This window comes from Pseudomonas sp. Ors-4-3C (assembly GCF_055755035.1).
Genome location: NZ_CM146900.1, coordinates 1,389,242 through 1,404,575 on the forward strand (window position 1 = coordinate 1,389,242; position 15,334 = coordinate 1,404,575).

The 15,334-nt window shown below is 61.7% G+C and carries 14 protein-coding genes and 2 pseudogenes; 10 read left to right on the forward strand and 6 right to left on the reverse strand.

The window, feature by feature from the left end; genetic code table 11:
- Positions 1 to 5 precede the first annotated feature (5 nt).
- From codB to ACVHNU_RS06305, 3 genes are all read right to left on the reverse strand, one after another.
- A complete protein-coding gene (gene codB, locus ACVHNU_RS06295) occupies positions 6 to 1,277 on the reverse strand; it encodes a cytosine permease (protein WP_473019234.1) in 1,272 nt (423 codons plus the stop codon).
- Between the two features lie 458 nt (positions 1,278 to 1,735).
- Positions 1,736 to 2,092 carry a 6-carboxytetrahydropterin synthase QueD gene (gene queD, locus ACVHNU_RS06300; RefSeq protein WP_003223505.1) on the reverse strand — a complete coding sequence of 119 codons (357 nt, stop codon included), beginning with the start codon at positions 2,090 to 2,092 and terminating at the stop codon, positions 1,736 to 1,738.
- A gap of 95 nt (positions 2,093 to 2,187) precedes the next feature.
- The gene (locus tag ACVHNU_RS06305; RefSeq protein WP_473019235.1) at positions 2,188 to 3,267 is read right to left on the reverse strand and encodes a patatin-like phospholipase family protein; all 1,080 of its coding nucleotides are present in this window, start codon (positions 3,265 to 3,267) and stop codon (positions 2,188 to 2,190) included.
- A gap of 261 nt (positions 3,268 to 3,528) precedes the next feature.
- On the opposite strand from ACVHNU_RS06305, the gene ACVHNU_RS06310 reads away from it, so the two are divergent.
- Genes ACVHNU_RS06310 through ACVHNU_RS06325 form a run of 4 tightly spaced genes read left to right on the forward strand, consistent with a single transcriptional unit; the run spans position 3,529 to position 6,139 of the window.
- Positions 3,529 to 3,837 carry a PepSY domain-containing protein gene (locus tag ACVHNU_RS06310; RefSeq protein ID WP_003223509.1) on the forward strand — a complete coding sequence of 103 codons (309 nt, stop codon included), beginning with the start codon at positions 3,529 to 3,531 and terminating at the stop codon, positions 3,835 to 3,837.
- The gene (locus ACVHNU_RS06315; protein ID WP_003223510.1) at positions 3,837 to 4,157 is read left to right on the forward strand and encodes a PepSY domain-containing protein; all 321 of its coding nucleotides are present in this window, start codon (positions 3,837 to 3,839) and stop codon (positions 4,155 to 4,157) included. The genes ACVHNU_RS06310 and ACVHNU_RS06315 overlap by 1 nt, the downstream gene beginning before the upstream one ends.
- 3 nt (positions 4,158 to 4,160) lie before the next feature.
- The gene (locus tag ACVHNU_RS06320) at positions 4,161 to 4,829 is read left to right on the forward strand and encodes a response regulator transcription factor (protein ID WP_003223514.1); all 669 of its coding nucleotides are present in this window, start codon (positions 4,161 to 4,163) and stop codon (positions 4,827 to 4,829) included.
- Positions 4,826 to 6,139: a sensor histidine kinase gene (locus ACVHNU_RS06325; protein ID WP_473019236.1), complete on the forward strand. Its 1,314-nt coding sequence runs from the start codon at positions 4,826 to 4,828 to the stop codon at positions 6,137 to 6,139. The genes ACVHNU_RS06320 and ACVHNU_RS06325 overlap by 4 nt, the downstream gene beginning before the upstream one ends.
- 126 nt (positions 6,140 to 6,265) lie before the next feature.
- Here the strand turns inward: ACVHNU_RS06325 and ACVHNU_RS06330 are convergent, their stop codons facing one another.
- Positions 6,266 to 7,021, reverse strand: coding sequence for a methyl-accepting chemotaxis protein (locus tag ACVHNU_RS06330; RefSeq protein ID WP_371262551.1), 756 nt, complete (start codon positions 7,019 to 7,021; stop codon positions 6,266 to 6,268).
- Positions 7,022 to 7,123: 102 nt separating this feature from the next.
- Positions 7,124 to 8,413 (reverse strand): annotated as a pseudogene (locus ACVHNU_RS06335) (cache domain-containing protein); the annotation flags it as partial.
- Positions 8,414 to 8,863: 450 nt separating this feature from the next.
- Between ACVHNU_RS06335 and ACVHNU_RS06340 the strand changes: the two are divergent.
- The 3 genes and pseudogenes from ACVHNU_RS06340 (at position 8,864) to ACVHNU_RS06350 (ending at position 12,060) form a co-directional block, all read left to right on the forward strand.
- A complete protein-coding gene (locus tag ACVHNU_RS06340; protein ID WP_003223519.1) occupies positions 8,864 to 10,183 on the forward strand; it encodes a Na+/H+ antiporter family protein in 1,320 nt (439 codons plus the stop codon).
- A 194-nt stretch (positions 10,184 to 10,377) separates the two neighbouring features.
- Positions 10,378 to 11,202 (forward strand): annotated as a pseudogene (locus tag ACVHNU_RS06345) (cache domain-containing protein); the annotation flags it as partial.
- A 102-nt stretch (positions 11,203 to 11,304) separates the two neighbouring features.
- A complete protein-coding gene (locus ACVHNU_RS06350; RefSeq protein WP_371917818.1) occupies positions 11,305 to 12,060 on the forward strand; it encodes a methyl-accepting chemotaxis protein in 756 nt (251 codons plus the stop codon).
- Between the two features lie 124 nt (positions 12,061 to 12,184).
- On the opposite strand, the gene ACVHNU_RS06355 is transcribed toward ACVHNU_RS06350, so the two are convergent.
- Positions 12,185 to 13,120, reverse strand: a complete 936-nt coding sequence (locus ACVHNU_RS06355; protein WP_473019237.1) for a LysR family transcriptional regulator — start codon at positions 13,118 to 13,120, stop codon at positions 12,185 to 12,187.
- Positions 13,121 to 13,233: 113 nt separating this feature from the next.
- On the opposite strand from ACVHNU_RS06355, the gene ACVHNU_RS06360 reads away from it, so the two are divergent.
- The 3 genes from ACVHNU_RS06360 (at position 13,234) to ACVHNU_RS06370 (ending at position 15,323) form a co-directional block, all read left to right on the forward strand.
- A complete protein-coding gene (locus tag ACVHNU_RS06360; protein WP_045122729.1) occupies positions 13,234 to 13,719 on the forward strand; it encodes a DMT family transporter in 486 nt (161 codons plus the stop codon).
- A gap of 2 nt (positions 13,720 to 13,721) precedes the next feature.
- Positions 13,722 to 14,177, forward strand: a complete 456-nt coding sequence (locus tag ACVHNU_RS06365) for a DMT family transporter (RefSeq protein WP_003223524.1) — start codon at positions 13,722 to 13,724, stop codon at positions 14,175 to 14,177.
- Positions 14,178 to 15,155: 978 nt separating this feature from the next.
- Complete coding sequence (locus ACVHNU_RS06370) at positions 15,156 to 15,323, forward strand: metallothionein (protein WP_003223525.1); 168 nt, start codon at positions 15,156 to 15,158, stop codon at positions 15,321 to 15,323.
- The last annotated feature ends 11 nt before the right edge of the window (positions 15,324 to 15,334 follow it).

The window sequence follows — 15,334 nt, forward strand, 5'->3', positions numbered from 1 at the left end:
CCTTCTTATAGGTCTTGTAATGGCACGGTGGCGCGACGGGCGCCGAGCAGGCCGGTGACGATGACATACGTTAGCGCGGCGGCAGCAATCCCTACCAGCGGCGCAACCCACGGCGAGTGGAACGCAGCGAGTGTGCCGACCGCGTAAGCCCCCAGCCCCGGCCAGTTGAACGCCGGCAGCCGTGCGTCGGCCAGACGCGGATAGCGCCCGCGCCAACGGAAGAAAAAGTCGGCCATGATCACCCCGCCAATCGGCGGAATTACCGTACCCAACAGAATCAGGTACGGCACCAGCATGTCGTACATGCCCAGCAGGGCGAGCAGGGTGCCGATCACCGCGCCCGCCAGGGTCACGGTTTTGCGCCGCCCGGTGCGCAGCAGGTTGCAGCCGGCGACGGCGAAGTTGTAGATGGTGTTGTCCTGGGTGCTCCAGATATTCAGCAACAGCATGGCCATCGCGGCCATGGCGAAACCTTGCAGCAGCAACACTTCAACCACGTCCGGCTGCTGATAGACGATTGCGCCGTAGGCACCGATCAGCACCATCAGGCCATTGCCGATGAAAAAACCGATCAGGCTCGCCAACACGGCAACCCGTGCCGACCGCGAGAAGCGTGTCCAGTTGGTCGCCTGGGTCGCGCCGCTGACGAAAGTGCCGAACACCAGCGTGATCGCGGTCGACCAGTCCAGCGAACCGCTCGGCACCACGGCCAGCAAACCATCGAAGCCGCCAACTTTTACCGTCGCGACCCACATCGAAAGCATCAGCAGCAACATCATCGCTGGCACTGCGATGTAAGACAGGATCTCCAGGCCGCGATAACCGACATACGCCGTGGCGCAGAACACCAGGCCGAACAGCACCATCAGGCCGAGCACCGTGCCTTCATCGAGATCGAAGTATTTGCCGAGCACCACGGCGGCAGTCGCGGTACCCCAGGCGTACCAGCCGATCTGGGTGAAACCGAGGATCAGGTCGCTGAGCTTGCTGCCGACCTCGCCGAAACAGAAGCGGCCCATCAGTACCGAATTCAGGCCACTTTTGAACGCGATGTAACCCAGCCCTGCCGCGTAGAGCCCGAGCAGCAGATTGCCGATGATGATTACCGCGAGCATCTCGGCAAAACTGAACGCCACGCCGAGCTTGCCGCCGGCAAACATGGTGGCGGTGAAGAAGGTGAAACCGAGCAGTACCATGGCGGTTGAGGCCAGGCCTTTGCGTGCATGCATCGGGACTTCGCTGAGGGGGTAGTCGTTGCCGGGGTCGTTCTGCGTCATGGGGCGTTCCTTGCTGGATTGGGGAGACGCGGGGTGGGTTGCAGTGGTCGTGCCAAAGACCGTTATGCGGATTATGTATAGCTGAGTCAGGGATTTCGGGGCGAAAGCAGTGCACCAGAACACACACAGGCCCAATGTGGGAGCGGGCTTGCTCGCGAATGCGCCCGGTCAGCCAATGCAGATGGCGACTGATACACCGCTTTCGCGAGCAAGCCCGCTCCCACAGTTTTGCACTGTGTTGGGGGCAGAGGTCGGGGATGTCGCGGTAAGCCAAAAAGCATAGGCATAAAAAAACAGCCTCGGGGGCTGTTCTCTATTTTCCTGACAAAACACCAATTCCCCTGTGGGAGCGGGCTTGCTCGCGAAGGCGGTGTGTCAGCAAAAAATACGTTGACTGCTGCAATGCCTTCGCGAGCAAGCCCGCTCCCACAGGGATCTTCATTGTTCTTTAGAGCAAATCATTCACCGCGATAGATGCAACCGCTGGTGCAGGTCTCGTGAATGCGGATCGCGCTGAGTTCCGGCAGCAGTGGCTTCATTTCATTCCAGATGAATTTGGCCAGGACTTCGCTGGTCGGGTTTTCCAGGCCGGGAATGTCGTTCAGGTAGTTGTGATCCAGACGCTCGTACAGCGGCTTGAAAATCGCCTTGATCTCGGAGAAATCGCGGATCCAGCCGGTGTGCGGATCGAGGTCGCCGCTCAGGTGAATCGCCACCTTGAACGAGTGACCGTGCAGGCGCCCGCACTTGTGGCCGTCCGGTACGTGCGGCAGGCGGTGGGCGGATTCGAAAGTAAATTCCTTGAAGATTTCCACAGTATTTTCGGCTCTGTTCAGGTGGCGTTCGCCGCAGCGATTCGGGCAGGCGGCGAGTTTACCAGCTTGTGTTTGGCGATGCGGGAAAACACTGACTAAAGGGTCAGCAAGCGCTCGGCGAGGCGACCGTTGGCAGCCAGTTCAAGAAACTCGTCGCCGAGGCGGCGGCTTTCGTCCATCGCCGCGTGCCAGTACTTTTGGCGGCTCGGCGCATCGCCCATGAAGCGCTTGAAGTCGTTACGATCCGGCAGTTTGCCGTAGGGCAGGCGCGCCAGATATTCCTTCGACGGTGCCAGCAACAGCACGTCCTGCAAGCGCTCGACCGAGGCCTTGCGCCAAGGCAGAGTCTTGTCGAACCAGCCCGGAATCACCCGGTCGGTGAAGTGCGGATAGAGCACGATGCCGTCGCCGCTGTAGGGCAGGTCGAGGTGATAGTCGAGCAGCCCGCCATCGCGGAAGGTGCCGGCACCGGCACCCGGCAGGTCGCGCACGCCTTCCATGACCATCGGGATCGACCCCGAGGCTAGCAGCGCCTGGCGCAGGTTGCCGGCATTGAGGGCGACGAAGCGCGACGGGAAGTCGTGCAGCGCATTGACCGGCGGGGCGAGGCGCGGATCGTGAATGATCAGCCGTTCGAAGTGTCGCGACAGGCGCGCGCGACCGCGCAGGTTATCGGCGATTACCGAACCCAGCGCCAGGCCGAGGCGGCCACGATGATCGTCGGCCAGGCGTCCGTGGCTTTTGACCACCATGATGTTCAGGCGGTAGTCGGCATTGTTGAGGATGCTGGCGTCGCGGCCGTCAAGCAGGTCATTGAGCATGCGCTGCGAGCTCGCGCTGATCTCGGCCATGGTCACGCCTTTGTTGAAGTTCTGCTCGGCATACAAATGGCCGAGGCGGCGAATGCCTTCGGCGGCATCCGGCAGGCAGGCGCTGGCGAAGCGCCAGGAGCCGACCGACGCACCGATCAGCGAGCGCTCGCGTGGCACGCTCGGCAGCCATTCGCCGAACAACGCCAGATCAAGCCCCTGAATCCCCAATGCCTTCGGCCCGCCGGCCGCACCGGGCAGGGTGCCGACGTCAGCGGCGTTCAGCCCTTGGGCACGAATGCGTGCCATGGCCCGAGGGCCGGCCTTGAGGGTGAGGGCTGGGAACTTGATGTGGATGGCGGTCATACCGGTCTCGATCGTTAGCAAGCTTTGGATTATAGGCGCACTACTTGACCCTGTGGGAGCGGGCTTGCTCGCGAAAGCGGTGTATCAGTCGCCATCATTATTGCTGACCCACCGCATTCGCGAGCAAGCCCGCTCCCACAGGGTTTTGCATGAATCTGCAAATGAGGTTGGTGCCAGGGGCAATGATGGCAATTCAGTTTCAGTTAAGTTCATCCCGCTAAGGTGCCCACCGTAGCTGCACATAAAAATACGGAGACACCCATGAAAACCCTGACTGCCCTGTCCATCGCCGCGATCATCGGCCTGACCGCCAGCCTCGCCCACGCCCGCGATCTTGGCCCCGATGAAGCCCTGCGCCTGCGCGACGCTGGTACTATCGTGTCCTTCGAGAAGCTCAACGCCACGGCGCTGACCAGACACCCGGGTTCGACCATCACCGATACCGAGCTGGAAGAGCAGTACGGCAAGTACATCTACCAGATCGAAATGCGTGACCCGCAAGGGCTGGAGTGGGACCTGGAACTGGACGCGGTCAGTGGGCAAGTGCTCAAGGATCATCAGGATACTTAATGAAGCCGTATTTGTTACAGCCACGCACCGGCAGCCGACTGGCCCTGGTGCTATTGGCATTCTGCTCGGTGGCGGTGGCCCGTGATCTTGGCCCCGATGAAGCACTGCGTCTGCGTCAGCAGGGGGTGATCCTGCCGCTGGAACAGGTGCTGCAACAGGCACTGGATCGCTACCCCGGAGCGAAACTGCTGGAAGTCGAGCTAGAGGAAAAGCACGACGTCTACGTTTATGAAGTCGAGTTGCTAACGGTCGAGGGTGTGGCGCGCGAACTGCACCTGAAAGCCGATTCCGGCCAATTACTCAAAGACAAGGAAGATTGACCGATGCGTTTGCTTCTGGTGGAAGATCACGTGCCGCTCGCCGACGAACTGATCGCCGGCCTGCAGCGCCAAGGCTACGCGGTGGACTGGCTGGCGGACGGACGCGATGCGGTCTATCAGGGCAGCAGCGAGCCCTATGACCTGATCATTCTCGACCTCGGCCTGCCCGGCGTTCCCGGTCTGGAGGTGCTGGCGCAATGGCGCGCGGGTGGGTTGTCGACCCCGGTGCTGATCCTCACCGCCCGCGATTCCTGGGCCGAGCGCATCGAAGGCCTGAAGGCCGGCGCCGACGATTACCTGACCAAACCGTTCCATCCCGAAGAGCTGCATTTGCGGGTGCAGTCGTTGCTGCGTCGCTCCAAGGGCCAGGCCAATCAGCCGACGCTGAAAGCAGCCGGCCTGCATCTGGATGAAGGTCGCCAGTGCGTGATCCGCGACGGCAGCGAGATTCAGCTGACTGCCGCCGAATTCCGTCTGCTGCGTTATTTCATGCTGCACCCGGAACAGATCCTGTCGAAGACCCACCTCGCCGAGCACCTCTACGACGGCGAGACCGAGCGTGATTCCAACGTCCTCGAAGTTCACGTCAACCATCTGCGGCGCAAGCTTGGTAAAGCCGTGATCGAAACCCGTCGCGGCCAGGGTTACCTGTTCGGCGGGCAAGCTTCGTGAGGTCGATCCAGCGCCGTTTGAGCCTGGGCCTGATCAGCGTGATGGTGATCGTCGGTCTGGTGCTGGCGCAAACCAGTCTGTGGTTGTTCGAAGTCGGTTTGCAGCGCTATCTCGAAGCCGGACTGCGCAACGACAGCGAAAGTCTGCTGGTGGCGCTGGTGCGCGGCCCGCAGGGGTTGCAGCTGGATGAGCGGCACCTGTCGCCGGCCTATCAGCGGCCGTTTTCCGGGCATTATTTCCGCATCGATTTTGCCGACAGCCACTGGCGCTCGCGTTCGCTGTGGGATCAGGATCTGCCGCTGCTGGAACACCCCGGTTTGCACAGCAACCTGCAACTGGGGCCGGACGGTCAGCAGTTGCTGGTATTGCGTTCGGACTATCGACGTCTGGGGCAGTCGATCTCGATCAGCGTCGCCCAGGATTACACCCCGGTGCGCGAGAGTTTCCAGCGCATGCGCCAGATCGGCCTCGGTCTGGGCCTGGCCGGGTTGCTGCTGATTCTGCTCCTGCAACGGCTGACGGTGCGCCGCGCGTTGAAGCCGCTGGAACGCGCTCGCGAGCAGATCGCCCAGTTGCAGCAGGGCCAGCGCTCGCAACTGGACGATCAGGTGCCGGTGGAACTGGAGCCGCTGGTGGCGCAAATCAACCATTTGCTGGCGCACACCGAGGACAGTCTCAAGCGTTCACGCAATGCGCTGGGCAATCTGGGGCATGCGCTGAAAACGCCGTTGGCGGTGCTCTTGAGTCTGGCATCGAGCGAAAAACTCGACGCCCATCCGGAGCTGCGCAAGATCCTCAAGGAACAACTGGAGCAGGTGCAACAGCGGCTCAATCGTGAACTCAATCGCGCACGGTTGTCCGGTGATGCGCTGCCGGGTGCGTTGTTCGACTGTGACGCGGAATTGCCGGGCCTGCTAGCGACGCTGAACATGATCCACGGCGAGCATCTGGCGTTGAGTTACGTCGCGCCGCCGGGGCTGCAACTGCCGTGGGACCGCGAGGACTTGCTGGAACTGCTCGGCAACTTGCTGGACAACGCCTGCAAGTGGGCGGATGCCGAGGTGCGTCTGAGTGTGATCGAACGAACTGACGGCTACGCCCTGAGCGTTGAAGATGACGGGCCGGGGATTCCCGAAGAGCAGCGTAGTCAGGTATTCAGCCGTGGCACGCGGCTCGACGAACAGACTGACGGGCATGGTCTGGGGCTGGGGATTGTGCGCGATATCGTCGAGACGTGGGGCGGCGTGCTGGTGCTGGGCGAGAGCGAGTGGGGCGGGTTGAAAGTGGTGATCGAGTTGCCTGAACGCTGATTTTCCCAACACCACAAATCCCCTGTAGGAGCTGCCGAAGGCTGCGATCTTTTGACTTTGATCTATTAAAAACCAAGATCAAAAGATCGCAGCCTTCGGCAGCTCCTACAGGGTAGGGTGGGGCAGTCAGACCCGGAACTGATCCATCAGACTCTGCTGCTGATTCGCCAGGCTGTTCAGCGACTGGCTCACCCGCGCCGACTCATTGGCCTGCCCGGACAGCGATTCGGTCACGTCGCGAATGGTTGCCACGTTGTTGTTGATCTCCTCGGCCACCGCGCTCTGTTCTTCCGCCGCGCTGGCGATCTGCAGGTTCATGTCGCTGATCACCGTCACTGCATCGCCGATCTGGCGCAGTGCGGTCACCGCTTGCCCGACCTGTTCGACACTGCCCTGAGCCTGACGATGGCTGTTGCCCATCGACCCGACCACATCCTGAGTACCGGTCTGCAGTTGTTCGATCACCTGACGGGTTTCTTCCACCGACTCTTGGGTGCGGCGGGCGAGGTTGCGCACTTCGTCGGCGACCACGGCAAAACCGCGCCCGGCTTCACCGGCACGGGCGGCTTCGATCGCGGCGTTGAGGGCCAGCAGGTTGGTCTGTTCGGCAATGGCGCGGATGGTTTCCAGCACGGTGCCGATCTTCTCGCTGTTGGCGGCCAGGCCTTCGACTTGAACCATCGCCGCGCTCATGTCGGCGGCGAGCGTGTCGATGCTCGCGGTGGTGCGGTCGATCACGGTCAGGCCCTGACGGGTGGCGCGGTCGGCGTCCTTCGCCGCTTCGGCGGCTTGTGCGGCGCTGCGTGCGACGTCCTGCGCGGTGGCGCTCATTTCGTGGGACGCAGTGGCGACCTGATCGACCTGGCGGTATTGCTGCTCCATGCCGGCGCTGGTCTGGGTGGCGATGGCCGAGGACTGGTCGGCGGTGTTGCGCGCGTCCTGCACCGAGCGTTTCACTTCGGCGATGATCGGCTGCAACTTGTCGAGGAACTTGTTGAACCAGCCGGCCAGCTGACCGAGTTCATCTTTCTTGTCGTAGGCCAGACGCCGGGTCAGATCACCCTCACCACTGGCGATGTCTTCGAGCATGTGGGCCACGCCGAGGATCGGTTTGGTCACGCTGCGCGCCATCAGCCACACCAGCAGCAGGCCGACCAATGCCGCCAGCACGCCGAGGCTCAGCTCGATCAGGGTGCCGGAGTTGTTGCTCGCATCGAGTTGCTGCTTGAGCGCTTCGGCGCGGCTGACCAGCACCTTTTCCGGCACGTCGAGCAACACGCCCCACGACGGGCCGCCGGGGATCGGCTGGAACGGCGACAACACTTTCAACTGGCCGTTGCTGTGCAGGCTGCTGACGCTGCTGCTGGCGGCGAGTTGACGCAGCAGTTCGGCGCCGCTGACGGTATCCACGGCATCCAGGCGCTTGCTCAGTTTGCTGGCGTCCGGGCTGTAGCCGGCGAGAAGACCGGTGGGGCTGATGATGCTCACGGCAGTCTGGCCGTCGTAGAGCTTTTTGCTCGCGCCCTGGCTGATCGCTTGCAGGCTGTTGAGGTTGATGTCTACCGACAGCGAGGCGATGACTTTGCCGTTGACCATCAGCGGGAAGACGATGCTGGTCATCAGCACGTTCTGGCCGTCGATCACATAGAAGTACGGTTCGATCACGCACGGCTTGAGCGTGGTGCGCGGGCAGGTGAACCAGGCATTGGCGGCCTGACCGCTTGGGCCGGTGCTGGTGTCGGCCATGTCGCTTTCCGGCAGCGCCATCGAGGTGACTTTGCCGGGCGTCGGCTGCGACCAGTACAGGGCGAAGCGGCCCTTGTCGTTGCTGCCCAGCTCGGCCTGACCGGCGAACAGTTCATCCTTGCCATCCAGCGCGTTGGCTTCGAACACCAGCGACAGACCGAGCAGATCCGGGTTGGCTTGCAGGGCGGACTTGACTTGGCGGGTCATGTCTTCGCGCAGGTCGAAGGCGTCGAGGAAGCGCTTCTCGGCCTGTTCGCGCAGGAACAGCACCTGCCGCGAGAAACCGTGACCGTATTGATAGGCGTCCATGAACTGCTGGCGAATCCCGGCAGCCTGCACTTCGCCTTGCGATTCAATGCGCGCCTGGGCTGACTCGGTCAGCATCTCCATGCTCGAAGCTTTCACCAGCTCGGAGCTGTGCTCCATGCGATACAGCGAAAGACCCACCAGCAGGGTCACGATGCCCGCCAGGCACAGGCCGGCGAGCAGGGTGATTTTCCATTGAATGGAAAGTTGTCTGAGCGACATGGAGACGTCCTTATTCGATAAATATCTGAGACTTTGCACTGTAACGGCCGCGTTTCGGCTTTCTTTATTGTTCAGGCGCAATATGACCAATTGCCGCAGCTGAGTGACATTTAGGCCCCTGTGGCGAGGGAGCTTGCTCCCGCTGGGGTGCGTAGCGCCCCCAAACCCTGCCAATGCGGTGATTCAGGCATAACGCGTCTAACGAGTTTGCGACTGCTGCGCAGCCGAGCGGGAGCAAGCTCCCTCGCCACAGGGATCTCCTGCGCATCACCGGGTTCTGCATTGTCAGTTACATTTCAGTTCAGCCGCTCGCTTTGACACCGCCGCCACTCTGCGGCACAGTGCGCGCCCTTCTAATAAGACCCTCTTTGCAAATCCGCCGGTCAAGCGTTGGCGGACTCATCCTGTCTGGCGGTGATGATTTCATCGCAGTGTTTTTGAGGTAGTGAAATGAATGCAGTGATTGCTGCGGTCGGCGTCATGCTGATCCTCAGCCTGTCCCGCGTGCACGTGGTGATCGCCCTGATCGTCGGTGCGCTGGTCGGTGGCCTGACCGGTGGTCTGGGCATCGACGCCACGCTCAAGGCGTTCAACAGCGGCCTGGGTGGCGGGGCGACGGTGGCGTTGTCCTACGCGTTGCTCGGCGCTTTCGCCGTGGCGATTGCCAAGTCCGGACTGGCCCATGCGCTGGCCGACAAGGCCCTGGCGATGGTCGATCGCCAACACTCGACCGGCGGCGGCAGCGTCAAGTGGCTGCTGATCGGCCTGCTGTGGGTGGTGGCGATTGCCTCGCAGAACATCCTGCCGATCCACATTGCGTTCATCCCGCTGCTGGTGCCGCCGCTGCTCTATGTACTGACCAAGTTGCAGCTGGATCGCCGGTTGATTGCCTGTGTCATGACCTTCGGCCTGATCACCCCGTACATGGTGTTCCCGGTGGGTTTCGGCAACATCTTCCTCAACCAGATCCTGCTGGCCAACGTCAGCAAGGCCGGGGTCGATATCAGCCAGATCAACGTCATGCACGCCATGGCGATTCCGGCCCTGGGCATGGTCTTCGGCCTGTTGATGGCGGTGTTTTTCAGCTATCGGAAAAAGCGCGTTTACGATCTGGAGAAGATCGAGCAGGTCGAGCAAGTCAGCGTCGCCTACAACCCGAAGACCATTGGCATTGCCGGTCTGGCGATTGCCGCCGCGTTCATCATTCAGTTGCTGCTGGATTCGATGATTATCGGCGCACTGGCCGGGTTCCTGATCTTCTCGGCCTCGGGCATCGTCAAGTGGCGCGAGACCGATGACCTGTTCACCGAAGGCATGAAAATGATGGCGATGATCGGCTTCATCATGATCTCCGCCTCGGGTTTCGCCGAAGTGCTCAAGGCTACCGGCGAAGTGCGCTCGCTGGTCGAAAGTGCGGCGGCGTGGATCGATCACAGTCAGGCGATCGGCGCGCTGTTGATGCTGCTGGTGGGCCTGATGGTGACCATCGGTATCGGCTCGTCGTTCTCCACGGTGCCGATTCTGGCAGCGATTTTTGTGCCGCTGTGCGTGCAGCTGGGCTTCAGCCCGATGGCCATCGTGTGCATCGTCGGCACCGCCGGGGCGCTGGGCGACACCGGCTCGCCGGCCTCGGACTCGACACTGGGCCCGACCTCCGGGCTGAACGTCGATGGCCAGCATCACCACATCTGGGACACCGTGGTCCCGACCTTCCTGCACTACAACCTGCCGCTGCTGGCGTTTGGCTGGGTGGCCGCGATGGTGTTGTAAACGCTGAAACCTGTGGGAGCGGGCTTGCTCGCGAAGGCGGTGTATCAGAAACATAAATGTTGACTGACACGACGCCTTCGCGAGCAAGCCCGCTCCCACAGGGGAATGCGGTGAATCCCCCGCTCAACTTTTGCTATTGCGTGCCGTTAACGCCTTTAACCACGCCAATAAAACCAAAAGAGTGAGCCCCCCCCATGCGCTTGAGTCTCAAGGCCAAAGTCCTGTCCCTTGCCGTCCTGCCGGTGCTGCTCTTTGCGCTGGTCATCAGCCTGACCACGCTGTTCATTCTCCAGCAACAGGCGCACACCGAAGTCGAACAGACCCGCGAGCGCTTGCTCGCCGACGCCAAGGCCACGCTGCAAAGTTACGTCGCCGTGGCGATGACCACGATCAAGCCGCTGTACGACGCTGCCGCCCCCGGTGACAACGCGGCGCGGGCGCAGGCGATCAAGCTGCTGTCGGGCATCCGCTACGGCAAGGACGGCTACTTCTTCGGCTACGACTCCGAGACCGTGCGCCTGTTCAAGGCCAACGATCCCGAAGGCGTGGGCAAAAGTTTCAAGGACAACCGTGACCCGAACGGCGTCTACGTCAACCTCGGCCTGGTGAAAGTGGCGAAGGACGGCACCCACTATCTGCAATACAGCTCGCCACTGCCGGGCAATGCCAACGTGCTGGTGCCGAAACTCGGTTACACCGAGTACCTGGCGAAATGGGACATGGCGGTCGGTACCTCGGTCAACCTCGACGGCATCGAAGCGCAAGTCGCGGTGGTGCAGGCGCAAGTGCAGGAGCGCATGGAAGGGGTGATCCTCAGCATCGTTGGTGTGGCGCTGGTGGTGCTGTTGGTGATTGCCATCGCCGGGATGCTGCTGGCCAACACCATTCTGCGCCCGCTGAACCTGATGAAAGCCAACCTCGACGACATCGCGGCGGGCGAGGGCGATCTGACCCGTCGGCTGAACATCACCAGCCAGGACGAACTCGGCGAACTGGCTGGCTCGTTCAACCGTTTCGTCGACAAGATCCACGGTCTGGTGCGGCAGATCACCGAGATGACCACGCAACTGACCGGCCTGGTGACCCAGGTTTCCGATCAGGCTCAGCGTTCCGATCAGGCGATGGAGCGTCAGCGCCACGAGACCGATCAGGTTGCCACGGCGATCAACGAGATGTCCGCCGCTGCCCAGGAAGTTGCCAAGAGCGCGCAGAACGCCGCGGTTGCCGCGCAGCAGACCGATGAAGAAGGCCAGAGCGCCAAACGCGTGGTGGCTGGCAGCATCAAACAGATTCATGCGCTGGTGGATGACATTCGCAGCAGCGGCGTGTCGCTCGACAGCCTGCAGCAGGACGTGTCGTCGATTGTCGGCGTGCTCGGGGTGATCCGCTCGATTGCCGAGCAGACCAACCTCTTGGCGCTGAACGCGGCGATTGAAGCCGCACGCGCCGGGGAGGCCGGGCGCGGTTTTGCGGTGGTGGCGGACGAAGTGCGGGCACTGGCCAGCCGCACGCAGATCAGCACCCAGGAAATTCAGGGCATGATCGATCGCCTGCAGGCCGGCACGCAGTCGGCGGTCGAGGCGATGCGCCGTTCCAGTGAAGCGGGCGATGGCACCTCGGCGCAGGCCAATCAGGCCGGGGCGTCGCTGGACGCGATGGCTGACCTGATCGCGACCATCAACTCGATGAACGCGCAGATCGCCAGCGCAGCCGAGGAACAAACCGCGGTGGCCGAAGAGATCAACCGCAGCGTGCATCAGATCGCGGTGGCGGTGGACAGCGTGGCGGATGAGACCCAGTTGGGCGCGCAGACTTCGCGCAGCCTGGCCGAACTTGGCCAGCGATTGGGCAAACTGGTGGGCCAGTTCCGTATTTAAGGTTGCTGCAAAAACTTTGTGGGAGCGGGCTTGCTCGCGAAGGCGTCGTGTCAGATACAGAATCGTTGACTGACACGACGCCTTCGCGAGCAAGCCCGCTCCCACATTGGGTTTTGTGCAAGGCTCATGGTCGGTCCCAGTAGGGGACTTCGCCGAAACATTCGATAAAGAAGTCGATAACTGTACGCACCTTCACCGACAATCTCCGACTCCCCGGCCACAGCACTGCGATCTGCTGCGGTTCGAGGCTGTTCGACACCTGATAGTCCCCCAGCACCGGCACCAGCCTGCCTTCGCGCACCGCTTCACCAATCAGCCATGACGGAAACATCACCAACCCGAGGCCTTGCTCGGCCGCTTGGGTGAGGGTGTCGGCGTGGTTGCCGGTGATCGGGCCTTTGACCGAGTAGGGCGTCCAGTCGCCCTGATCCCGCCGGAAAAACCAGCGTTGCTGACCGGTCGCGCCTTTGTAGGCCAGGCATTGGTGCTGCGCCAGATCCTCCGGGTGTTGCGGTGTGCCGTGGCGCTTCAGATAAGCCGGGCTGGCCGCGACCTGGAAACGGTGCGGCGCGAGAATCCGCGCCTGCATGCTCGAGTCGTGCATCGGACCGATGCGAAACAGCAGGTCGGCGCCTTCCTGCAACGGATCGACGTAATGGTCGGTCTGCTGGATGTCCAGTTGCAGCTTCGGATAGCGCGCGCACAACTGACCGAGCCACGGCGTCAGATGGCGTTGGCCGAACACCACCGGCGCGTTGATCCGCACCAGCCCGGTGGGTTCGCTTTGCTGTTCCTGCAACGCCTGCTCGGCTTCTTCCAGTTGCACCAGCACCAGCCGCGCATGGTGGCCGAGCATGCGCCCGGCCTCGGTCGGCGTCACGGCGCGGGTGTGGCGGTAGAGCAGTTGCTGGTTCAGCGCCTGCTCCATCAACTGGATCTGCCGCGAGATCGAAGAGGGCGCCACGCCCTCGCGCCGGGCGACTTCGGAAAAACTGCCGTGATCGAGCACCGCCACAAACAGCCTGAGTGCCTTGAAGCCCAGTTCGTTAAGCCCGTGCATGAATCGTCCTGCTGTGCGAGTTGCGCAAAAGTGTTGTCTGGATGCTCCCATTTATCGCACAGCGGCGCCAGCCGATAATCCGCGCCATCGTTTACTTGCGTGGGTTTTGGATGATGCAGACGTTGGAAGAAGTGAGTGTGGCGGCGCCGGCGACCCGGCCGGGGTTGCGCCTGTTGTTGCTGCCGCTGGTGATTCTGGCCGGCATGGGCCTGTCGATGGAGGCCGGGTTGCTGGGGCCGTTGGGGGAGCAGGTCGGGCATCTGTGGGCGACTTTGAGCATCTTCGGCGTGGGTTCGGCGATTCTGTTTTTGCTGCTGTTGTTCGCCGGCCCGCAGAAAGGCCCGGCGCTGACTGACCTGCCGCGCTGGCAGTTGATCGGCGGACTCCTCGGGCCGATCTATGTGGTGGTGCTGACCCTGGCGACGCCGCATATCGGGATTGCCATGACGATGATCGCGATTTTGTCCGGGCAGGTCGGCAAGAGTGTGCTGATCGACCATTTCGGCTGGTTCGGCGCGACGCGCAAGAAGGTCAATGCCGAGCGGTGGCTGGCATTGGGGTTGATTGTGGTGGCATTGGTTCTGATTGCGCGGGGTTGAAGATGAGTCTGGTTATTTTGTTGGCAGTGGTGGTGTTGGCGGGCGCGGTGTTGAGTGTCCAGGCGGCGATCAATGGACGCCTCGGTGAAAGCGTCGGGGTGTTGCGCAGCAGTTTGCTGACGTTTTTCGTCGGGGCGGTGATCACCGGGTTGTTGATTGTGTTTTTTGAGCCGGCCCATGCGGTGAGTTTGCTCGATGTGCCGAAGTGGCAGGTCTGCGGGGCGCTGTTTGGGGTGGTTTACATGATGGTCATGGTCGGCGCGGTGCCTGTTGTCGGGACGGCGGTGGCGACTGTTGCGGTGATTGTTGGTCAACTTGGGATGGGGATGTTGATTGATAATTTTGGCTGGTTGGGGAATCCGGCGATCGAGCTTTCGTCTTCTCGGGTGTTGGCGATGGTTTGTCTGGGGTTGGCTTTGGTCTTTATGTATCGGAGTAGTGTTCGCGGTTCTGATTGAGTTTTGGGTGTATATCCGTTTTTTTTGGTGAAGGCTGATTAGGGTTCCGCCCTTACGGCGGGTCACTTTTGGCAAACGCCCCAAAAGTAACCAAAAGGTCTGTGCCCTGACGTTCGGCCCTCGCCTGGGCTCGGGTTCCTTCGCTCCGGGATTCATCCGGGGGGCAGCGCCTACGGTTTGCTTCGCTGCACCTCCTCTCGCTGTGTTTGGCTGCGCCAAACGGTCGCTGCGCTCCCACCCCCGGATCAATCCCTCCACTCAGCCTGCCGACGGGGCCCTGAGATCAAAAGCGGTACTCGAGCTAACGCTCATTGTGTTGAGTGGGGCGGCTGCGCCGCATGGGGGGGTACGCTCTCTGAATTGTAGGAGCCAGCCTGCTGGCGATGGCGGCCTGACAGCCGACCAATCTCTTGCGGATGCACCCGGCCCCACTGTGGGAGCGGGCTTGCTCGCGAAGGCGGCCTGTCAGCCGACCAAACTCCAAATGAAAACACCCAATCCCATGTAGGAACTGCCGAAGGCTGTGATCTTTTGATCAGCTTTGGCTTTGGCTTTGGCTTTTGATGTGGCTTTTGATCTTCTGCCCCTTCGGCAGGCCGAGCGGAGGTGTTCATCCGGGGGTTAGGCGCGCAGCGCCATGCGGCGAAGCCGCATACATCGAGAGGAGGTGCAGCGAAGCAAACCGGAGGCGATGCCCACGGATGGACACCGTAGCGAGGGAACACTGAGCCTCAGCGAAGTGCCGTACGCCGGGGCAAAGCCTTTTGGGTTACCTTTTCGGCGTTTGGAAAAGGTGACTCGCTGTAAGAGCGAAACCGCCAGCCGCAGCACCCGAAAAAACGGATATACACCCAAAAACCAAGTATCCAAATCGCACCCAGGCAAAATCAAAAGATCGCAGCCTTCGTCAGCTCCTACACTGGTATTTACGGCTTATCCCAAAAGCCCAGTCAACCACCAAAAAAGGAGTCTGCCCCCATGCCCGATAGAAAATGCGACTGCCCCAACTGCAAATGCACCATCAAAGAAGGCGACCACTCTTACGCCGTACACGGCAAACACTATTGCTGCGAGGCCTGCGCGCACCACCACAAGGGCGGTGAAGAGTGTTCAAGCAAAGGCTGCCATTGCGCCCACCCCAAATAATCGCGCGCAAA